This window comes from Flavobacterium chungnamense (assembly GCF_039539165.1).
Taxonomy (GTDB): domain Bacteria; phylum Bacteroidota; class Bacteroidia; order Flavobacteriales; family Flavobacteriaceae; genus Flavobacterium; species Flavobacterium chungnamense.
On record NZ_BAABCS010000020.1, the window covers coordinates 211,425 to 231,011 of the forward strand.

The window sequence follows — 19,587 nt, forward strand, 5'->3', positions numbered from 1 at the left end:
TCATGGAATGGAACGTAATTGATGGAAAACTAGTAAACAATTTTAAGTTTAAATCGCAAACTGAGTTGGCAGAATTTCTTTTAAAAATAGCCAATTGCGCTGATGAAATGAACCATCATCCTGATTGTAAAATCCATAAAGCGTTTCAACTAGAAATAACTTTATACAGTCACGAAAAAAACAAAATAACTGATTTAGATTATCAATTAGCTGAGAAAATAGATGCCATACCAATTAAATAAAAATTCTATGAAAAATTTGAATGGCATTTATCGTATCATTTTTTGCGGCGAAGAAAACTAAACATGTTTTTTTTTGGAACCTTGTATCGTTATTATAGTTGTCTATTATTTAGTTAACATCGCATAACTTGAAAACTGTTACAAGTAATTATGTAAAATTTAAAAATTAAAATATAACAATCCTAAGTCTATTTTTATCAATTTTGTAATAATTAAAGATATAAAATATGGGACCTCTACTGATAACACCAAATCTTGAAGTTTTAGAAACTTATTTGAATAATATCCTGATGATAAATAATGATACTCAAATCATTGAAGATACGATTTATGATACAGAAGTATTTCAAATAATAGAATCAAGTATTTAAAATAAACCTATGAACGGATTTTTTAAAACATTAATTGCAGGATATTCTGCTAAAAAATTAGGTGGCGGTTGTATTAGCACAATTATAATTTTTTTAATTATTTTTTGGCTTTTAGGTAAATTATAATTTATAGAAATGTAATTGCTTTTTACATTTACTGCACAACTCCATTTTTTCATTATCAATTGTAGAAATTTTTTCAACGGCACTGGTCATTACACATTCTTTGTTAGAACAATGTGTCAATCCTAAATTGTGTCCAAACTCATGAATTACAACTTTTTTTAATCTTGTATATTCAAGTTCTTTGTCTTTATTTTTCAAACGAAATGAGGAAATTAAGCAACTTTTTCCAGGACAATAAGCTAATCCCATTACTCCAAAGTCATTATATTTCCACTTAGGTTCTTTAATATTTCCTTTTATATCATGCTTGGTGATAGAAATATCTTTATGAGTTAATCCCAAAACAAAATCTAAACTATCATTTATGGTTCTGTTTTGAATTGTAATTATGCTATCTGCTCTATATCTTGGTGATTTTATATTTACAAAAGCTTTTTTTGGCAATTCAATCTCTGGTAATACAAATGTTTTAATTTTATAAAATTTTGTTACTTCTTGAGCTAAAACTATAGCTTTTTCTTTTGGAAATCCATCATAAATTTGAACACCGACAACTTTATTAGTAACACTTTTATCTGACTTAGAGCATGAAAAAAGAAAAATTAATACTAACGATACAACTAATTTCATTTAGATTTTTAATAAAAAAAGACACAATAATTGTGCCTTTTCTTTAACTCTAGATTTTTAAATATTACCAAATGACAACTCTCAACGAATCTGGTTGATACATTGCACTTCCGGGTTTTATATTGAATGCTTTATGAAACTCAGTAACATTTGCCAACGGACCATTTATTCTATATTTTGCTGGAGAATGAACATCGGTCATTACTTGCTGTGATAGATATTCTTTGGTTCCATTAACCATCCAAGCGTATCCATATGCTAGAAAATAACGTTGATCTGGAGTCAATCCACTAATTTTTTCATTGATTTTAAACTGTTTTGTCTTTTTGAAAGCTTCATATCCCATAACAACTCCACCTAAATCAGCTATGTTCTCTCCTTGTGTAGCGTCTCCATTAACATTTTTATCGCCTACTTTAAACTTGCTATACTGAGAAACAATTAATGCTGTTTTTTGCTTGAATTTCTTCAAATCTTCAGCAGTCCACCAATTATTTAAATTTCCTTTATCATCATACTGACTTCCTTGATCATCAAAACCATGTGTAATTTCGTGACCAAAGGTAGAACCGCCTATAATTCCATATAAAATAGCATCATCTGGCATTCTTCCTTCAAAACCAGGAACAATGATATTACACGCTGGAACACAAATCTCATTATTACTAGGATTGTAATAAGCGTTGTAAGTTTGTGGATACATTCCCCATTCAGTTCTATCAACTGGCTTACCATATTTATTAGTCATATCATCATAAGACCATTTGTTGACAGCCATCACATTTTTCAGATAATTATTTTTATCGATAGTTATTGAACTCAAATCTTTCCATTTGTCTGGATAGCCAACTTTCATGACAATTTTACTTAGCTTATACAAAGCCTTTTTCTTAGTAGGTTCACTCATCCAATCAAGATTTTTGATACGAACTGCATAAACATCACGAATGTTATTCCCTATTTCAAGTAGTTTTTCTTTTGTTCCTTTAGGCAAATATTCATCAACATAAACTTGACCTATCAATTCTCCCAAAGATCCATCAGTTTGTTCTACAATGCGTTTCCATCTTGGCTTTTGAACCTTAACACCACTCATCACAGTAGAATAAAATTTGAAATTTTGGTCTTCAACTTCTTTATTCAAATAGGCAGCATATGTATTTACTAAATCCCATTTTAAATACGTTTTCCAATCATCAATTGCATATGATTTTAGCATTCCATTAAATGCTTTATAAAATTCTGGTTGTCCAACTATTACTGTGTCAGCTTTAGCAATTCCGAAATCTTTCAAAGTAACATTCCAATCAATATTTGGAGTAATTCCATTCAATTGAGCAATACTCATTTTGTTATAGTTCTTAATTGGATCACGTAAAGCTTCCAATTTTCTTGAAGCTTTGGCCAAATTGGTTTCTAATTTCATGACTGAAGCAGCATTTTTAATAGCTAAATCTTGCTTAACTCCTATCAATTCCATCATCTTTTGAACGTGTTTAACGTATTCTTTGCGAATAGTAACAATTTCTTCATCAGTATTGAAATAGTAATCTCTCTGTCCTAATCCTAAACCTCCTTGATGAAGAAAAATAGCATTCTTAGCACTATTCTTATCATCTTGACCTACATAAAAACCGAAACCAGCACCAGAACCAATGGTGTGTAAATGACCAATTTCTTTAAGCAAACTTGGAACATCTTTAATGGCATCAATTTTAGAAAACTCTTCTTTAAGAGGATTAACTCCTAATTTATTTATTGTTGTAGAATCCATTCCAGAAGCATAAAAATCGCCAATCTTTTGTTTATTACTACCTTTTTCGGCACCAGCTTTAGCCGAAGTTTCACAAATAGATTTTATTTGATTATTTATTGTGTCCTGAATCATTCTAAAAATACCATTACTTCTTTCAGAAGAAGGAATAGGATGGTTTTTAAACCAACCTCCATTGGCATAATTAAAAAAATCTTCTGATGGATTGATTGTTGTATCTCTATTAGTTAATAATGGATCAATAAAAGTAGCTTCTTTCTTGTTACAACTTACTATTGTTACTGTCGCCAAAGTTATTAGTGTTAATCTTTGTAATAATTTCATATATGTAAATTTTGATTTGTTAGCGGTGATATATGTTATCGCCTTTACTTATTGGAGTTTGTTTGCAACAAACTCTTTGTTAGTGGCAATTTCATATAAAACATTTTTAAAATTCAAATTTAATCATTTTTATCTTTTAATATACCTATTGATATTTATTACTATTTTTTTTACAATAATTTTAATACATCGTTCGTTCTATAAATAGTAAATTGCACCAAATTAAATACCATTATGGATAAAATCAAAATACTTTGGGTGGATGATGAGATTGATTTGTTAAAACCACACATCCTTTTTTTAGAGAAGAAAAATTATGAAGTAACTACTTGTAATAATGGTCGTGATGCAGTTGATATTTTTGCTGAAAACAATTTTGATGTAGTTTTCTTAGACGAAAATATGCCTGGAATGAGCGGATTAGAAACACTATCAGAAATTAAAGAGAAAAAATCTTCAACGCCTGTAATAATGATTACTAAAAGTGAAGAAGAATATATCATGGAAGAAGCAATTGGTTCTAAAATTGCCGATTACCTTATCAAACCAGTAAATCCAAATCAGATTTTATTGAGTTTGAAAAAGAATTTAGATCATTCTAGATTGATTTCAGAAAAAACAACTTTAGATTATCAAAAGGAATTTAGAAAAATTGCTTTAGAACTTTCTATGGTAAATTCTTATGAGGATTGGATTGAGTTATACAAAAAATTAATTTTTTGGGAATTAGAATTAGAAAACATTGAAGATACCAATCTTATTGAAATTCTTGAGTCTCAAAAAGTAGAAGCAAATTCACAATTTGGTAAGTTTATAGAACGAAATTATGAAGATTGGTTTGAGCCAAAAGCGGATAAACCTATTCAATCGCATACTTTATTTAGAGAATTAGTAGTTCCTGAATTAGTAAAAAAAGACAAACCAGTGCTTTTTATTGTAATTGACAATTTACGCTATGATCAATGGAAAGCCATGGAAAGCACCATCAATAATTATTACAAATTAGAAAAAGAAACGCCTTATTTTGCAATACTTCCAACGGCTACACAATATGCGAGAAATGCAATATTTTCTGGATTAACTCCTTTAGAAATGGAAAAACAATTTCCTCAATATTGGAAGAATGATGTTGAAGAAGGTGGCAAAAACTTATATGAAGCTGAATTTTTATCAGCACATCTAAAACGCTTAGGATTAAACATAAAACAAGATTATTTTAAAATCACCAACTTAGCTGGTGGAAAAAAATTAGCTGATAATTTTAGAGCTCTAAAAGATAATAATTTAGTTACTGTTGTATACAATTTTGTTGATATGTTATCTCATGCTAAAACAGAAATGGATGTTGTAAAAGAACTGGCATCAGATGATAAAGCCTACCGTTCTTTGACATTGAGTTGGTTTAAAAACTCTCCTTTGATAGATATTATTCAACAAGGACAAAAACTCGGATTTAAATTAATAATCACAACGGATCACGGAACTATAAATGTGAAAAATCCATCTAAAGTAATTGGCGATAAGAATACTAGTTTAAACTTAAGATACAAAACTGGAAGAAGTTTAACTTATGAAGATAAGGATGTTTACGCCATCAAGGACCCAAAAAAAATTGGTTTACCTTCAATAAATATGAGTAGTTCTTATATTTTTGCAAAGAATGATAACTTTTTAGCTTACGTAAACAATTATAATCATTATGTAAGTTATTATAGAAATACCTATCAACATGGAGGAATTTCATTAGAAGAAGTAATTGTTCCGTTTTTAGTTTTCAATCCTAGATAAAATAGTTGACAGTATTCAGTGTTATGTATTCAAAAGCACTGAATATTGAAAACTACAAACAAAATCAACAATGGAAATAATTTTTACATTAGACGAAATTGATGCAGTAGCACAAAAAATTATATCAGAAAATCCCAAAAAAGTTATTCTTTTTAAGGGATTAATGGGTGTTGGAAAGACAACTTTGATAAAATCATTAGCCAAAAAATTGGGTGTTAATGATGCAACAAGTAGTCCAACTTTTTCTTTAGTTAATGAATATCAAATATCTAATAATCAATATATTTATCATTTTGATGTTTATCGATTGAAGAATGAAACTGAAGCTTTGGACATGGGTATTGATGAATATCTTTATTCAGGTAATTGGTGCTTTATCGAATGGGCAGAAAATATTCCAAATTTAATTCCTCTGGAACATTCTAAAATCAAAATCGTGATGCTTCCAGACGGAAGAAGACATTTAACTTTAACACAGAATACATAGCAAAATTGAAATTGCTATTGTAATTACTAGTTAATTTTTTGTAACTTGTGCCATAATTCATTTGTTACTATGTCACTTACACCTTTTACAAAACAACAGCTTCTTCCTCAAGAAGAAAAATTAGAAATTGCTCGTCACAAAAGCGAATTGTTTATTGGTATTCCAAAAGAGACAAGTTATCAAGAGCGACGCATTTGCTTAACTCCTGATGCAGTAAATTCATTAACTTCACACGGACATCGAGTAATGATGGAAGCTGGTGCAGGTGAAAGCTCAAGTTATACTGATAAAGAATATAGCGATGCTGGTGCTGAAATTACAAATGATACTAAAAAGGTGCTTTCTTGTCCAATGCTTTTAAAAGTAGAGCCACCTACAATGGCAGAAATTGAATTGATGAATCCAAATTCTTTAATTATTTCTGCTATTCAATTAAAAACCAGAAAGAAAGAATATTTTGAAGCACTTACCAAAAAGAAAATTACAGCATTAGCATTTGAATACATAAAAGATGAAGACGGTTCCTATCCTGCTGTGAAATCTTTGAGTGAGATTGCAGGAACTGCTTCTGTTCTTATTGCTGCTGAATTAATGATAAATAATCAATTTGGAAAAGGATTATTATTTGGAAATATAACTGGAGTTCCTCCTACTGATGTTGTTATACTTGGCGCCGGAACAGTTGGTGAATTTGCAGCAAAAACAGCTATTGGACTTGGAGCAAGTGTAAAAGTATTTGATAATTCAATTACTAAACTAAGACGACTTCAAAATAATTTGAATCATCGAGTATTTACATCTACGATTCAGCCAAAATCATTATTAAAAGCTTTGCGACGTTGTGATGTTGCCATTGGAGCAATGCGTGGAAAAGATCGTTGTCCTGTAGTAGTTACTGAAACAATGGTTGAGCATATGAAAAAAGGCGCAGTAATTGTTGATGTAAGTATAGATACTGGTGGTTGTTTTGAAACATCAGAAATTACAACTCACGAAAAACCAACCTTTATTAAGAGTAATGTTATTCACTATTGTGTGCCCAATATTCCTTCAAGATATTCTAAAACAGCATCGCTTTCTATTAGTAACATTATTACTCCTTATCTCCTACAAATAGCTGAAGATGGTGGAATTGAAAGCGCTATAAGATGTAATAAAGGTCTAAAAAACGGTATTTATTTATACCATGGTATTTTAACAAACAAAGCAATTGGAGATTGGTTCAACCTTCCTGACAGTGATATAAATTTAATAGTTTTTTAAATTAGTATTCCTTCCTAAATAATTTTGTTTAGTTTACATTTGCAAAAAAAATCAATAATGAAATTTTATCAAAGATTAGCTTATTATCTTGTGGGTTTGGTTATGGGAGCTTTTGTTGTAGCTCTTGTTTTGTCAGGGAAAGACACACGTTGTAATTATTTTCCAAATGCACGTGTATTAAATGATTTAAGAAACAAACCTTTCAATTATAGTATTGAAGCATCGAGAAAACTTTCAGAAGATTGGATTGATACAATTGATATAAAAAATACACTTACTTATGGCGATGTAGACTTTGATAAAAGTAATGTAATATATCAAAAAGGAAAATTGTATATCATTGAAGGCAAAACCTTAAAAAATGATACTATAACTTTGAGAGTGATTAACTATCCTTCAAAAGCCGTTTTAGAAGATATTATTAGAAAGAAATAATTCTAAATAAAAAACTCCAACATAATGTTGGAGTTTTTTTATATATAAAAAGTAAAAAAATATTACTTAATGAATTCTATTTTTTGAACTTCTTCAGCATTGATGCTGTCAAAAAAACCTTGCTCATTCATCCAATCATCACTAAATACTTTACTCATATATCTTGAGCCATGATCTGGAAAAATTACAACTACATTACTTTCAGAAGTAAATTCACCTTCTTCAGCAAATTGTTTTACCGCTTGTAAAGCTGCTCCAGAAGTATATCCAACAAATAAACCCTCTGTTTTAGCTATTTCTCTTGTAGTATGCGCACTTTCCTCATCAGTAACTTTCATGAATTTATCTATAGATTCGAAATCTGTTGCAGTTGGAATTAAATTTTTTCCTAAACCTTCGATTCTATATGGATAAATTTCGTCGTTATCAAATTCTTTAGTTTCATGATATTTTTTTAATACTGAACCAAATGCATCAACACCTAAAATTCTAACGTTTGGATTTTTCTCTTTAAGAAATTTTGCAATTCCTGAAATTGTTCCTCCTGTTCCGCTACATGCAACTAAATGTGTAATTTTACCTGAAGTTTGTTCCCAAATTTCTGGACCCGTAGTCAAGTAATGTGCATCAATATTTAATTGATTAAAATATTGATTGATATAAACAGAACCTTTAGTTTCTTCATGCAAACGTTTTGCTACATTATAGTATGAACGCTCATCATCAGCAGAAACATGAGCTGGACAAACATAAACTTTTGCTCCTAAACTACGAAGCATGTCTATTTTGTCCTTAGATGATTTAGAACTCACCGCCAAAATACAACTATAACCCTTAATGATACTAACCATTGCCAAACTAAAACCTGTATTACCAGAAGTAGTTTCGATAATGGTATCACCTGGAGTTAATATTCCTTGTCTTTCAGCTTCCTCAATAATGTATAATGCAATTCTGTCTTTTGAAGAATGTCCTGGATTGAAGGCTTCAACCTTAGCATAGAAGTTACCTTCTAAATTTTCGGTTACTTTGTTCAGCTTAATAAGAGGTGTATTTCCTATTAATTCCAAAACATTGTTGTAGGCTTTTATTTCTTCTTTCATAAATAAAAAATTAGTGTCGAGGCAAAATTTTTAAAATTAGCTTGCCACAAAACCTTGCAAATTTAATAAATTAATTTTTAATTTTTTCTAAATCTAACAAAAAACTGAATTCTTTAGCAACTTCTTTAAGAGATTCAAATCTTCCAGATGCTCCTCCATGTCCAGCATCCATATTTGTATCCATAAATAATTGCTTAGAATTGGTTTTTAATACTCTTAATTTTGCCACCCATTTAGCTGGTTCCCAATACTGTACCTGAGAATCGTGCAATCCAGTAGAAATATATAAATTTGGATAATCTTGCTCTTTTACATTATCGTAAGGTGAATAGGATAACATATAATCATAATATTTTTTAACATTTGGATTACCCCATTCGTCATATTCTCCTGTTGTCAATGGAATTGTTTCGTCCAACATGGTAGTTACAACATCAACAAATGGTACTTGAGCAATAACTCCGTTGTATAATTCAGGAGTCATATTAATAATTGCACCCATTAATAATCCTCCAGCAGATCCACCTTCGGCATATAAATGTTCTTCAGAAGTATATTTTTCAGCAATTACATGTTTAGAACAATCAATAAAATCAGTAAAAGTGTTTTTCTTTTTTAATAATTTTCCGTTTTCATACCACATTCTTCCCATATCTTCTCCACCACGAATATGTGCGATTGCATAGATAAATCCTCTATCCAATAAACTTAGACGAGTAGTTGAAAAATAAGGTTCCATTGTCATTCCATAAGAACCATAAGCATACAAAAGAAACGGATTTTTACCATTCAGCTCCACTCCTTTTCTATAAACCATAGACATTGGAATTTTAGTTCCATCTTGAGCCGTTGCCCAAATACGTTCTTCGATGTAATTGTTTTTATCAAATTTTCCTCCGAGAACTTCTTGCTCTTTCAAAATTGTTTTCTCTTTGGTATGCATATTAAAATCAATCACCGATGACGGAATTGCCATAGATTGATAACCGTAACGAAGAATTTCAGTATCAAAATCAATATTAGTTGTGGTATAAGCCGTGTAAGTTTCGAGTTCAAAAGGCAAATAATATTCTCCTTCTCCACTCCAAGGCATAATTCGGATTTTGTTCAAACCATCAAAACGTTCTGAAACCACCAAATAATCTTTAAAAATATCAATGCCTTCTAATAAAACCTCTTCTCTATGCGGAATTAAATCTACCCAATTTTCCTTTGAAGTTTTATCTTCAGGAGTTTTCATAACTTTAAAATTGGTAGCATCATCTTTATTAGTTACAATGTAAAAACTATCTTCATAATGCGAAATAGAATATTCTAGCTCACGAGTACGTTTTTGAAAGATTTTAAATTTCTCATCTGGTGTAACTGATAAAAGAATCTGAAATTCGGAAGTTAAAGTACTTTCTGATGAGATAATCAAGTATTTTCTTGATTTCGATTTATAAATTGAAACATTAAAAGTATCGTCTTTTTCGAAATAAACTACAACATCTTCAGATGGATTTGTACCTAATTTATGTTTGAAAATTCTATCTGGTCTGAGGGTTACTTCATCTTTTCTTGAGTAAAACAAAGTATTGTTATCACTTGCCCAAGTTGCTCCACCAGTAGTGTTATCAATTTTTAGAGGAAGAACTTCGTTAGTTTCTAAATTCTTAATTTGAATGGTATATTGACGTCTTGAAACTGTATCAACTCCAAAGGAAACCCATTTGTTATCTTCACTTATACTAATTCCGTTTAAGTTAAAATAAGAATGTCCTTTTGCCATTTCGTTACAATCAAACATTATTTCTTCATTGGCTTCTAACGAACCTTTTTTACGTGAATGAATTGGATAATCTTTACCTTTTTCAAATTTAGTAATATAATAATAGCCATTATAAAAATAAGGAACTGAGGAATCATCTTCCTTTATTCGGGCTTTCATTTCTTCAAATAAATCCTTTTGAAAATCTTTAGTATGTGCTGTTGATTGATTATAATAGTCGTTTTCTTTATTCAAATAATCAATAACTTCAGGGTTTTCTCTATCGTTTAACCAATAATAATTATCTATTCTTACATGACCATGTTTTTCAAGCTCATGCGGAATAATTTTAGCAATTGGTGGTTGTATTTTTGTACTCATAATTGTTTTAAAATTCAAAGCAAATGTATTGCAAACTAGTCTTTAATAAATGCTAACTACTAACATTGATATTAACATTCTTATTGACATTTTTTAAATCCATCATTGTATGTTGTATAATTATATAATGAAATTGATTTTTGAAATTGATTTTCCTAATTTTGCGAAACTAAATACTTAAAATTATGTTTGGAGATATTATGGGAATGATGGGCAAACTAAAAGAAACCCAACAAAAAATTGAAGAAACTAAAAAAAGATTAGATACAGTTTTAGTTGATGAACAAAGTAATGATGGTCTATTAAAGGTAACTTTGACTGCCAATCGAAAAATAAAATCAATTGAAATTGATGAAATTTTGCTACATAACAAAGAGCAACTTGAAGATTACTTGATTCTTACTTTAAATAAAGCTATAGAAAAGGCGACTAACGTTAACGAAGCCGAGTTAGGTGCTGTTGCCAAAGATGGAATGCCAAATATTCCAGGAATCAATATGTTTAAATAAATTATGAATAATAAAAACAACTTTTGGAAATTTATTGAAGACTACAACAGTTTTAAGTTAATTACAGCATTTGTGATACTTGTTGTAAGTATTATATCAATAGCATGTAACTATTTTTTTTTAAATTAATTTTTAAAACTGCATTTTACTTAAAGCTTCCATTACATAACTATGCATCACTTCTTTGTAATCTAAATGCGTTACAATACGAAGTTTTCCTTGTCCCATAGAACTTATGTGGATGTTTTTTTGTTTTAATTTTTCAATAACCCATTTATCTTCCAATGATGGTCTTACTGAAAAAATTAAGATATTAGTTTCAATTGGCTCCACTTTTTCGACCCAAGAAAGTTTACTTAATAATTCACCTAATTCTTTAGCACGTCTATGATCATCTTCCAATCGAAGCATGTTGTGTTGCAAAGCATACATTCCGGCTGCAGCTAAATATCCTGATTGACGCATTCCGCCACCAAATATTTTTCTAATTCGAAGTGCACGTTTCATATCGGCTTTGGTTCCTAATAATAAGGAGCCAATTGGAGCACCAAGTCCTTTAGATAAACAAACGGAAATCGTATCAAATAATTCACCAAATTGTTTTGGATGCTGTTTTTTAGCCACCATAGCATTCCACAATCGAGCACCATCCAAATGATATTTTAAATTATTCTCTGTGCAAACTTGTTTTATTTTTCTCAATTCAGCCAAATCATAACAAGCCCCACCACCTTTGTTTGTTGTGTTTTCAATACTTACTAAAGTAGTTAAAGGTGCGTGATAAAATTCAGGATCATTTATGGCGTTTTTTACTAAATCGGCGGTAATCATTCCACGTTTTCCATCAACCAAACAACAAGAAACACCACTATTAAAAGAAGCACCTCCACCTTCATAATGATAAATATGAGAATATTTATCGCAAATTACTTGTTCGCCAGGCTGCGTATGAAGTTTGATAGCCGTTTGATTAGCCATAGTTCCACTCGGAAAAAACAATGCTGCTTCCATACCAAATAACTGAGCAACAGCAGATTCTAATTCATTTACTGTTGGATCTTGCTTGTAAACATCATCACCTACTTTGGCGTTAAACATAAACTGCAACATTTCGTTGCTTGGTTTGGTTACAGTGTCACTAACTAAATTTATTTCCATATCAATTTCTGATGCATTACATTTGCGATTACAAAATTACATTATTTATGACAAATACCGAACAAATTAAAGGTATTGTAGAACGTCTTGGTGCGTTGAGGAGGTATCTTTGACATCGATGCCAAACTTATCGAGATAACCAACGAAGAGGAAAAGACCTTTGCGCCAGACTTTTGGAACAATGCCAAAGAAGCAGAACTGATTGTAAGAAACCTGCGTTCTAAGAAAAAATGGGTGGAAGATTTTGAAAAAGCTAATGAACTTGCAGAAGAACTTCAAATGACCTATGATTTTTATAGAGAAGGAGATGCAACAGAGGAAGAATTGGATATTCAATATAATTTAACCAATAATTTATTGGAAGATATCGAATTCAGGAATATGCTTTCTGATGAAGGTGATAATTTGAGTGCTGTATTGCAAATTACTGCTGGTGCTGGCGGAACAGAAAGCTGTGATTGGGCTTCCATGTTGATGCGAATGTATTTAATGTGGGCTGAAAAACAGAAATATAAAGTAAAAGAATTAAACTTTCAAGAAGGTGATGTTGCCGGAATCAAAACGGTAACTTTAGAAATTGAAGGTGATTTTGCTTTTGGATATTTAAAAGGTGAAAATGGAGTGCATCGACTGGTTCGAATTTCTCCTTTTGATAGTAATGCTAAACGACATACTTCATTTGCATCGGTTTATGTTTATCCTTTGGTTGATGATACTATAGAAATTGAAATCAATCCAGCAGATATTGAAATTACAACAGCGCGTTCAAGTGGCGCAGGTGGGCAAAATGTAAATAAAGTAGAAACCAAAGTACAATTAGTTCACAAGCCAACAGGAATTCAAATTCAATGTTCAGAAACGCGTTCGCAACATGATAACAGAAATCGTGCAATGCAGATGTTGAAGTCGCAATTGTATGAAATTGAATTAAAAAAACAATTAGCTCAAAGAGCAGATATTGAAGCCGGAAAGATGAAAATTGAATGGGGTTCGCAAATTAGAAATTATGTAATGCAACCCTACAAATTGGTCAAAGACGTTAGAACAGGAAAAGAAACAAGCGATGTTGATGGTGTAATGAATGGTGAAATTGACGGATTTTTGAAAGCTTATTTAATGATGATGGGACAAAAGGAAGAGTAACTAAAATCAAATATTTATTAAAAATCAAATAAACATTTATGAAACTAAAAAAAATCTATTTATTATTGTTTTTTACATCATTACTGGTGGCTCAAAATAAATTTGAAAAGGGATATTATATTAATTCTTCAGGAATAAAAACTGAATGTGATATTTTAAAAAAGAAATGGATAAATTCTCCAGATTTTATTACTATAAAGACTAGTAGTAATCAAATTATTGAATTAGATTGTAATGAAGTTATTGAATTTTCAGTAGCAAATATTAAGTTTAAAAAAGAATTTGTTATATCAGAAGTTTCTTCAATAGACGACGAATCTTTTAAATATGATTTTAAGAAAAAATTTTTACGAGTTTTATTAGAAAGCAACAAGTATTCACTTTATGTACTTCAAAATGAAAACAATAATAAGAATTCGTTCTATGTAAAGAATATGAATGATACAATTCGAGAACTTGTTTATAAAAAAATTGAAACTGAAGAAAATAAATTTAAATATTTAAAAATCTACAAACAACAACTTCTTAATTTATCTACTTCTAATGCATCAAATAGTAAATTAAAAAATTTAAATTATACCCACTCCGATTTAATTGAATATTTAAAAAAAATAAGTTTGGATAATGAAAGTTTATCACCTAAAATATATTTAAACAAGGATTCTTTACAAGTTAATTTCAAATTTGGAATTTATAATTACACCAAAAAACATAGTTTTTATTTAGAGGGTAATATTGACCAACAAATTAATTTCAGTGACCAAAACATTAATGGGATCAATGCAGAAATTGAATTTATTCCTTCATTATTAAATAGAAATTATAGTCTTTTTCTCGAGTTTGGATTAGATTTAGATGAATATAAAGATGAAATTGATATTGTAAGACCGATGTTTATAAATCCAAATTATCATATTGAGTACAGTATCAAAAATAAGTTCAGGAGTTATGTTGGTTTGAGAAGATTTTTTAAAATTAGTAAAAATCTTAGTTTAAATGTTTCGTCTAAAATTGCAATTACAGAAAAATATAATGCTTATTTATTTGTACAACGAGATATCGATGAAAGATTTGTAATAAAGCAAAAAAATATAATTTTATCTGCTGGTGTTGATTACAGAAATTTTATTTTTGATTTAAATTATGTTACTAATAATACTATTGATGCTTCAAATTATGTGCTTTTTGGCTTAAAATATAATTTTCTTAAAAAGCATATAAAATATGTATCCTTAAATTAACGATTTTAAATTTACAAGTCATATCTCTAATGATGATAGAAAAAAAATTGAAATAAAACATTCACTAAAACCAAAACAACACTTATGAAATTTAAAAAAATCTATTTATTGTTACTTTTTACATCATTAATGGTGGCTCAAAACAAATATCAAAAAGGATATTACATTCTTAATGATGGGACTATAGTTGATTGTTTTATAAAAAATTATGATTGGAAAAACAATCCAACAAAAATTGAGACCAAGCAAACATTAGATTCTCAGAATAAAGATATAACCATTGAAGAATGTATGGAGTTTTCTGTAGAAAATGAATCAAAGTTCATTCGACACGTTGTAGATATTGATGTTTCATCAAGCGGAGATTACAATAGATTAACAAATTCAAAGGAACCAAATTTTAAAAGTTTTAAAGTTTTTCTTAAAGTTTTAGTTGTAGGAAAATATTCATTATATCATTTTGAGAGTGAAGATATTTCAGATCGTTTTTTTTATAAAGTTGATAGTTCAGAAATTAAACAATTAGTTTACAAAAAGTACATGAATTCAGATAGTGGTCAAACCAATGTTTACACTAATGAATCGTATAAAAATGAACTTAATAGAACTATTAATTGTCTAAATAATGTAAGTTTAAAAACTTCTAGTTTAGAATATAGAAAAGACAACTTATCAGATTTTTTTATAAAAGCAAATGCTTGCAATGGAATTACCAACAACAATATTGTTTCCAAAAACAAATCTGTAAAAGTTAATTTCAAACCAGTTGTTGGAATGAATTATGGATTTATAAATCTATATAATAAATATGGAAACATTAATGGCGATTATGACTTATCAAAAGAAAATTCATTTTCTTTTGGAGGTGAAATTGAATTTGTTCTTCCTTTTAATAATGATAATTGGTCATTTTATGTGCAACCAACTATAAATTCGTATGAAGGAAAAACTACTTTATATTTTTCACAATATTCAAACCCTTATTATGAAGTTTCGGCTAAATTTAACTACATTAATTTGCCAATTGCAGGAAGAAGATATTTTCACTTAACACCACAATCTAAATTATTTTTGAATTTAGGTTTAAATTTGACTTTTGCAAATAATAAATCACAACTTGAAGTCGAAAGAGAACCATCAACTTTTTTTGGTGGAAATAGATTCAATATAATTTTTGGAATGGGTTTTCAATACAATAAAATTAGTATTGAGTTTGTTAAATACAGTAACTTAGATTTAGAGCCAAAAGCAAATTCAGACACTTCTACAAAGTTTAATAACATGGCTGTAAATTTAAAATACAAGTTATTTTAATTTCTTTCATAATAATTCATTTTTTAAACCTATATTTGCACCGAGGATTCCGAAAGGAAGTTACACCTCACCACAATAGCCGATCGCTCCAGATCGGCTTTTGTATTTTTATTAGATTCCTATTTCTACTTGAAAACGTAGATACCAGTTGTTTTTAGTAGCTCCACTAAAACTTTCTAAAGTATCATAATTCAATTCTGCTTGAAGTTTAAACGTGTGTTCCCAAATATATTTTGTTACACCAAATGAATACTCTTTAACTTTTGGTGCAAGAGTTTCAATATCGCTTCCAACATTTTGTATGGAATATCTTCCAATAAATTCGTAGTTCTTTCTAGTATTATAACTCAATTGATAATCAAATCCATTTCCAACAAAAGCATAATTTGACTCTGTTAAATCATCTGGATTATATGTAATTGCATTGTCGTTAGTAGTTCTAGACATAAAACTTGTCATGGCTGCCCAACCATTGTATTTGAACATGGCATCCAATAAAACGGATTTCATGGTGCGTTGTTCAAACAAATCATTACCCAATTGGCCTTGAGTTCTTCGAGCATGATTATTTTGCTGAAAAGCACCAGAGATCATTAATTTTGGTTTCTTTTCTCTGATAACATCTCCTTCAAAATAAGTGCCGTCTTTGGTAAAAGCTCCAAGTGGAAAGAACTCCACCTTTCCTGTAACTGCAATTCCATCGTCAGCTTTTCCAGTAACATTTCTACCTTCACCTGTTGATAAAGCTGCTTTTAGATTATAAGAAAACTTATCTTTAAATTCATTCATGTTGTGTACTTGAAATCCAAAATCTCTATCGATAGTAAATTTTGCATTATTAATGGTTCTATCGGTCAACTGCAAACCTCCTGAAGAATTCACACGCTGTCTATTTCCTGGTAACTTTGTTTGACCAAAACCTATATTCCAATTTTTATTTGGACGATAAAAAACAACAGCATCACGAATAATATTGATATTCTCACCTTCTCTAATTTCTCCAACATCGCCTGGAGCAAAAGATAATTGAATGGCATAAAGAAATTTTGGATTTCCAACATATCCATCAAGTCGTAAACGCAAACGACGAATTTGTCCATCATATGCACCATTTTCACCATCATTTTCAAGATAAGTAACTCTATTTTGCATTCTAAAACGAATGTTTAATTGGTACAAACTATCAGGTGAAGTTATTCCAACACCTTTACCAAAACTATAATAAGGCAAAGCAGATAATTTAATATCATTATCATGTTTATTTTGCTCAATAGTAACCTGAGCTTGAGTAAAAATCGTTGAAATTAATACTCCAATAAAGATTATTCTTTTCATTTCTAAAAAATTGTGTTGTTTATGTTAAGTAGTTGTTATGTATTTATTTTGTAATAGTTTTAAAATTCTTAATTTAAGATTATGAAAAAAAATAGACACAACTTTAAATTAACATTAAAAAAAATGATTTAAAAAAAACTGCCCGAAGACAGTTATTTTATGATATGATAATTTTATTAAATAAATATTTTTAATAAATAATATACAATTGCAGCCAAAACAGCTGAAACAGGAATAGTCAAAACCCATGCCCAAAGCAACTTAACTGTAACACCCCAACGAACTGCAGAAACTCTTTTGGTAACTCCTACTCCAATAATTGATCCGGTAATAGTATGTGTTGTAGAAACAGGAATTTTAAAATGCTCAGTTGTAAACAAGGTTAATGCTCCTGCAGATTCAGCTACAACGCCTTCAAAAGCAGTTACTTTTGTAATTTTAGAGCCCATTGTTTTAACAATTTTCCATCCACCACTTAATGTTCCTAACGCAATAACGGTATAACATGTTAATGGAATCCATCCTGGCATATTTGATTTTATACCTTTATCTTCATCAGGTAAAACTACATTCAAATCTAGCCAACCATCTGACATATTCATGTTTGGATTCATTCGTATGTAAACAGCAACAGCTGCTGCAATAATACCCATTACTTTTTGAGAGTCATTTCCACCATGTCCTAGACTAAAGGCTGCTGATGACAATAATTGCATTTTCTTTAAAACTGCTTCAGCTTTAGCTGTAGAAAGTCTACTAAAAAACAAGTTGAAAATTGCTAAACTAAAAAATATGAAGGCTACTAGCAACCATTTGATATTATGCGGTTCTGTAACTACACTCCAAAAATGACTATCAAATCTTGGTTTTTTAATATCTTCATATGATATCATTACAGATGTTAAAAACCAAATCATTAAAATCATTAAAGTAACAGTTACAATTTTTGGATAAATGTTTTTCTTAGAGGAATACATTAACCAAATTGACATGAAATAGGATATTATCATCCCTAATAAAGGAGCAAAAACTATAAAAATAATTACAATTACAACTCCAGAAGGCATTAACTCGCCTTCTTTAGCCGCTTTAAACCAGTTTACAATTTTAAATCCAGCATGTTCAGGATCGGTTACACTTGATAATCCGTGAGCTATTGCTGCTCCTGCAAAACCACCAATTAAAGTATGTGAAGAGGATGATGGGATTCCTTTCCACCAAGTCAATAAATTCCAAATAATAGCAGCAATAACACCAGCTAAAATTGTAATCAAATCAATACTACTTGTATGTGCCGTTTTTGCAACGGTATCAGCTACACCAAATCCGAAAACCCAATAAGCCAGAAAGTTGAAAAAGGCTGCCCAAAGTACCGCTTGAAAAGGAGTCAATACTTTAGTTGCAACGATAGTAGCAATTGAGTTTGCTGCATCGTGAAAACCATTGATGTAATCAAATACTAATGCTAGAAATATGATTACTATTAATAGAGTAAAATCCATAAAAGTGATTTTTTAGCTAACTATTTATGAATGTTTAACAGAAATTTGCTCCATTACATTAGAAACACTCTTACATTTATCTGAAGCTGATTCTAAAGCAGATAAAACTTCTTTATATTTTATGATGTTTTTAGCATCAGTCTCATTTTCAAAAATATCAGCCACCGCTTTATCAAATACTGAATCAGCTTTGCTTTCAAGTTTGTTTATCTTTTTGCAAGTATCTTTTATCGCTTTATGGTCTTTCATGTCTTTCAATTCCTTGATTCCAACACCAATTAATTGACAAGCTTCCAAATTAATTTCAGTTAATTTTCTGATTGATTTAGTGATTTTTTCAACTTGATACAATCTCATCTTACTTGCAGCACCGTGCATGTAATCTGCTACATTATCAATAGCTTTTATTAATGAATGGATGTCTTCTCTGTCGAATGGGGTAATAAAATTTCTACTCAACTCTAAGTGAGTTTTGTGAGTTATCTCCTCAATCGTTGCTTCTAAATCTTCAATTTTTTTATAATAATCTTCACGTTCTGTTTTTGGTGCATTAACAGCTTCATGCAATGTTTCTGCTAATAAAATTAAATTTGCCGAAGCTTGTTCAAATAATGGAAAGAACTTTTTATCTTTCGGAACAAAAAACTGAAAAATGTTGTTTAATGACATTTGGATATTTATTTAATAATTTTGACGCAAAAGTAGTAGCGC

The 19,587-nt window shown here is 29.7% G+C and carries 18 protein-coding genes; 10 read left to right on the top strand and 8 right to left on the bottom strand.

From position 1 onward, the window contains the following. Nucleotides 1-2 precede the first annotated feature (2 nt). A complete protein-coding gene (locus ABD771_RS11440) occupies nt 3-242 on the top strand; it encodes a 4a-hydroxytetrahydrobiopterin dehydratase (protein ID WP_345094653.1) in 240 nt (79 codons plus the stop codon). A gap of 227 nt (nt 243-469) precedes the next feature. Then, entirely contained in the window at nt 470-613 is a 144-nt protein-coding gene (locus tag ABD771_RS11445) for a hypothetical protein (RefSeq protein ID WP_345094655.1), read from the top strand. Nucleotides 614-733: 120 nt separating this feature from the next. Here ABD771_RS11445 and ABD771_RS11450 read toward each other — a convergent pair whose 3' ends face one another. Together ABD771_RS11450 and ABD771_RS11455 are read right to left on the bottom strand one after the other, a co-directional pair. Then, the gene (locus tag ABD771_RS11450; protein WP_345094658.1) at nt 734-1,369 is read right to left on the bottom strand and encodes a matrixin family metalloprotease; all 636 of its coding nucleotides are present in this window, start codon (nt 1,367-1,369) and stop codon (nt 734-736) included. Between the two features lie 64 nt (nt 1,370-1,433). Next, on the bottom strand, nt 1,434-3,467 hold the full coding sequence (locus ABD771_RS11455) for a M13 family metallopeptidase (RefSeq protein WP_345094660.1): 2,034 nt from the start codon (nt 3,465-3,467) through the stop codon (nt 1,434-1,436). 234 nt (nt 3,468-3,701) lie between these two features. Here ABD771_RS11455 and porX point away from each other — a divergent pair, with 234 nt between their 5' ends. The 4 genes from porX (at nt 3,702) to ABD771_RS11475 (ending at nt 7,440) form a co-directional block, all read left to right on the top strand. Next, complete coding sequence (porX, locus tag ABD771_RS11460) at nt 3,702-5,255, top strand: T9SS response regulator signal transducer PorX (RefSeq protein ID WP_345094662.1); 1,554 nt, start codon at nt 3,702-3,704, stop codon at nt 5,253-5,255. A gap of 70 nt (nt 5,256-5,325) precedes the next feature. Beyond that, nucleotides 5,326-5,742, top strand: coding sequence for a tRNA (adenosine(37)-N6)-threonylcarbamoyltransferase complex ATPase subunit type 1 TsaE (gene tsaE / locus ABD771_RS11465; protein WP_345094665.1), 417 nt, complete (start codon nt 5,326-5,328; stop codon nt 5,740-5,742). A gap of 69 nt (nt 5,743-5,811) precedes the next feature. Further along, entirely contained in the window at nt 5,812-7,005 is a 1,194-nt protein-coding gene (locus ABD771_RS11470; protein WP_345094667.1) for an alanine dehydrogenase, read from the top strand. Between the two features lie 57 nt (nt 7,006-7,062). Further along, nucleotides 7,063-7,440 carry a DUF4258 domain-containing protein gene (locus ABD771_RS11475; RefSeq protein ID WP_345094669.1) on the top strand — a complete coding sequence of 126 codons (378 nt, stop codon included), beginning with the start codon at nt 7,063-7,065 and terminating at the stop codon, nt 7,438-7,440. A gap of 62 nt (nt 7,441-7,502) precedes the next feature. On the opposite strand, the gene capA is transcribed toward ABD771_RS11475, so the two are convergent. Both capA and ABD771_RS11485 read right to left on the bottom strand, forming a co-directional pair. Beyond that, on the bottom strand, nt 7,503-8,543 hold the full coding sequence (gene capA / locus ABD771_RS11480) for a cysteate synthase (RefSeq protein ID WP_345094671.1): 1,041 nt from the start codon (nt 8,541-8,543) through the stop codon (nt 7,503-7,505). Between the two features lie 70 nt (nt 8,544-8,613). Further along, complete coding sequence (locus ABD771_RS11485) at nt 8,614-10,674, bottom strand: S9 family peptidase (RefSeq protein ID WP_345094673.1); 2,061 nt, start codon at nt 10,672-10,674, stop codon at nt 8,614-8,616. A 185-nt stretch (nt 10,675-10,859) separates the two neighbouring features. On the opposite strand from ABD771_RS11485, the gene ABD771_RS11490 reads away from it, so the two are divergent. Continuing rightward, entirely contained in the window at nt 10,860-11,183 is a 324-nt protein-coding gene (locus ABD771_RS11490; RefSeq protein ID WP_345094675.1) for a YbaB/EbfC family nucleoid-associated protein, read from the top strand. A gap of 132 nt (nt 11,184-11,315) precedes the next feature. Here the strand turns inward: ABD771_RS11490 and ABD771_RS11495 are convergent, their stop codons facing one another. Then, a complete protein-coding gene (locus tag ABD771_RS11495) occupies nt 11,316-12,341 on the bottom strand; it encodes a threonine aldolase family protein (RefSeq protein WP_345094677.1) in 1,026 nt (341 codons plus the stop codon). Between the two features lie 47 nt (nt 12,342-12,388). Between ABD771_RS11495 and prfB the strand changes: the two genes are divergently transcribed. The 3 genes from prfB to ABD771_RS11510 all read left to right on the top strand — a co-directional run bounded on the left by prfB (nt 12,389) and on the right by ABD771_RS11510 (nt 16,039). Beyond that, a protein-coding gene (gene prfB, locus ABD771_RS11500) for a peptide chain release factor 2 (RefSeq protein ID WP_345094679.1) occupies nt 12,389-13,484 on the top strand; the annotation gives its coding sequence in 2 pieces (ribosomal slippage) (nt 12,389-12,451 and nt 12,453-13,484; 1,095 coding nt in all). Between the two features lie 38 nt (nt 13,485-13,522). After that, entirely contained in the window at nt 13,523-14,725 is a 1,203-nt protein-coding gene (locus tag ABD771_RS11505) for a hypothetical protein (RefSeq protein ID WP_345094681.1), read from the top strand. 84 nt (nt 14,726-14,809) lie between these two features. Continuing rightward, nucleotides 14,810-16,039 carry an outer membrane beta-barrel protein gene (locus ABD771_RS11510; RefSeq protein ID WP_345094683.1) on the top strand — a complete coding sequence of 410 codons (1,230 nt, stop codon included), beginning with the start codon at nt 14,810-14,812 and terminating at the stop codon, nt 16,037-16,039. Nucleotides 16,040-16,150: 111 nt separating this feature from the next. Here ABD771_RS11510 and ABD771_RS11515 read toward each other — a convergent pair whose 3' ends face one another. The 3 genes from ABD771_RS11515 to ABD771_RS11525 form a co-directional block, all read right to left on the bottom strand. Further along, complete coding sequence (locus ABD771_RS11515) at nt 16,151-17,374, bottom strand: porin (RefSeq protein WP_345094685.1); 1,224 nt, start codon at nt 17,372-17,374, stop codon at nt 16,151-16,153. Between the two features lie 176 nt (nt 17,375-17,550). Beyond that, nucleotides 17,551-18,876, bottom strand: a complete 1,326-nt coding sequence (locus ABD771_RS11520) for an inorganic phosphate transporter (protein WP_345094688.1) — start codon at nt 18,874-18,876, stop codon at nt 17,551-17,553. A gap of 24 nt (nt 18,877-18,900) precedes the next feature. Continuing rightward, nucleotides 18,901-19,545 (bottom strand): DUF47 domain-containing protein, encoded by a 645-nt coding sequence (locus ABD771_RS11525; protein ID WP_345094690.1) that lies wholly within the window; start codon nt 19,543-19,545, stop codon nt 18,901-18,903. Nucleotides 19,546-19,587: the final 42 nt, after the last annotated feature.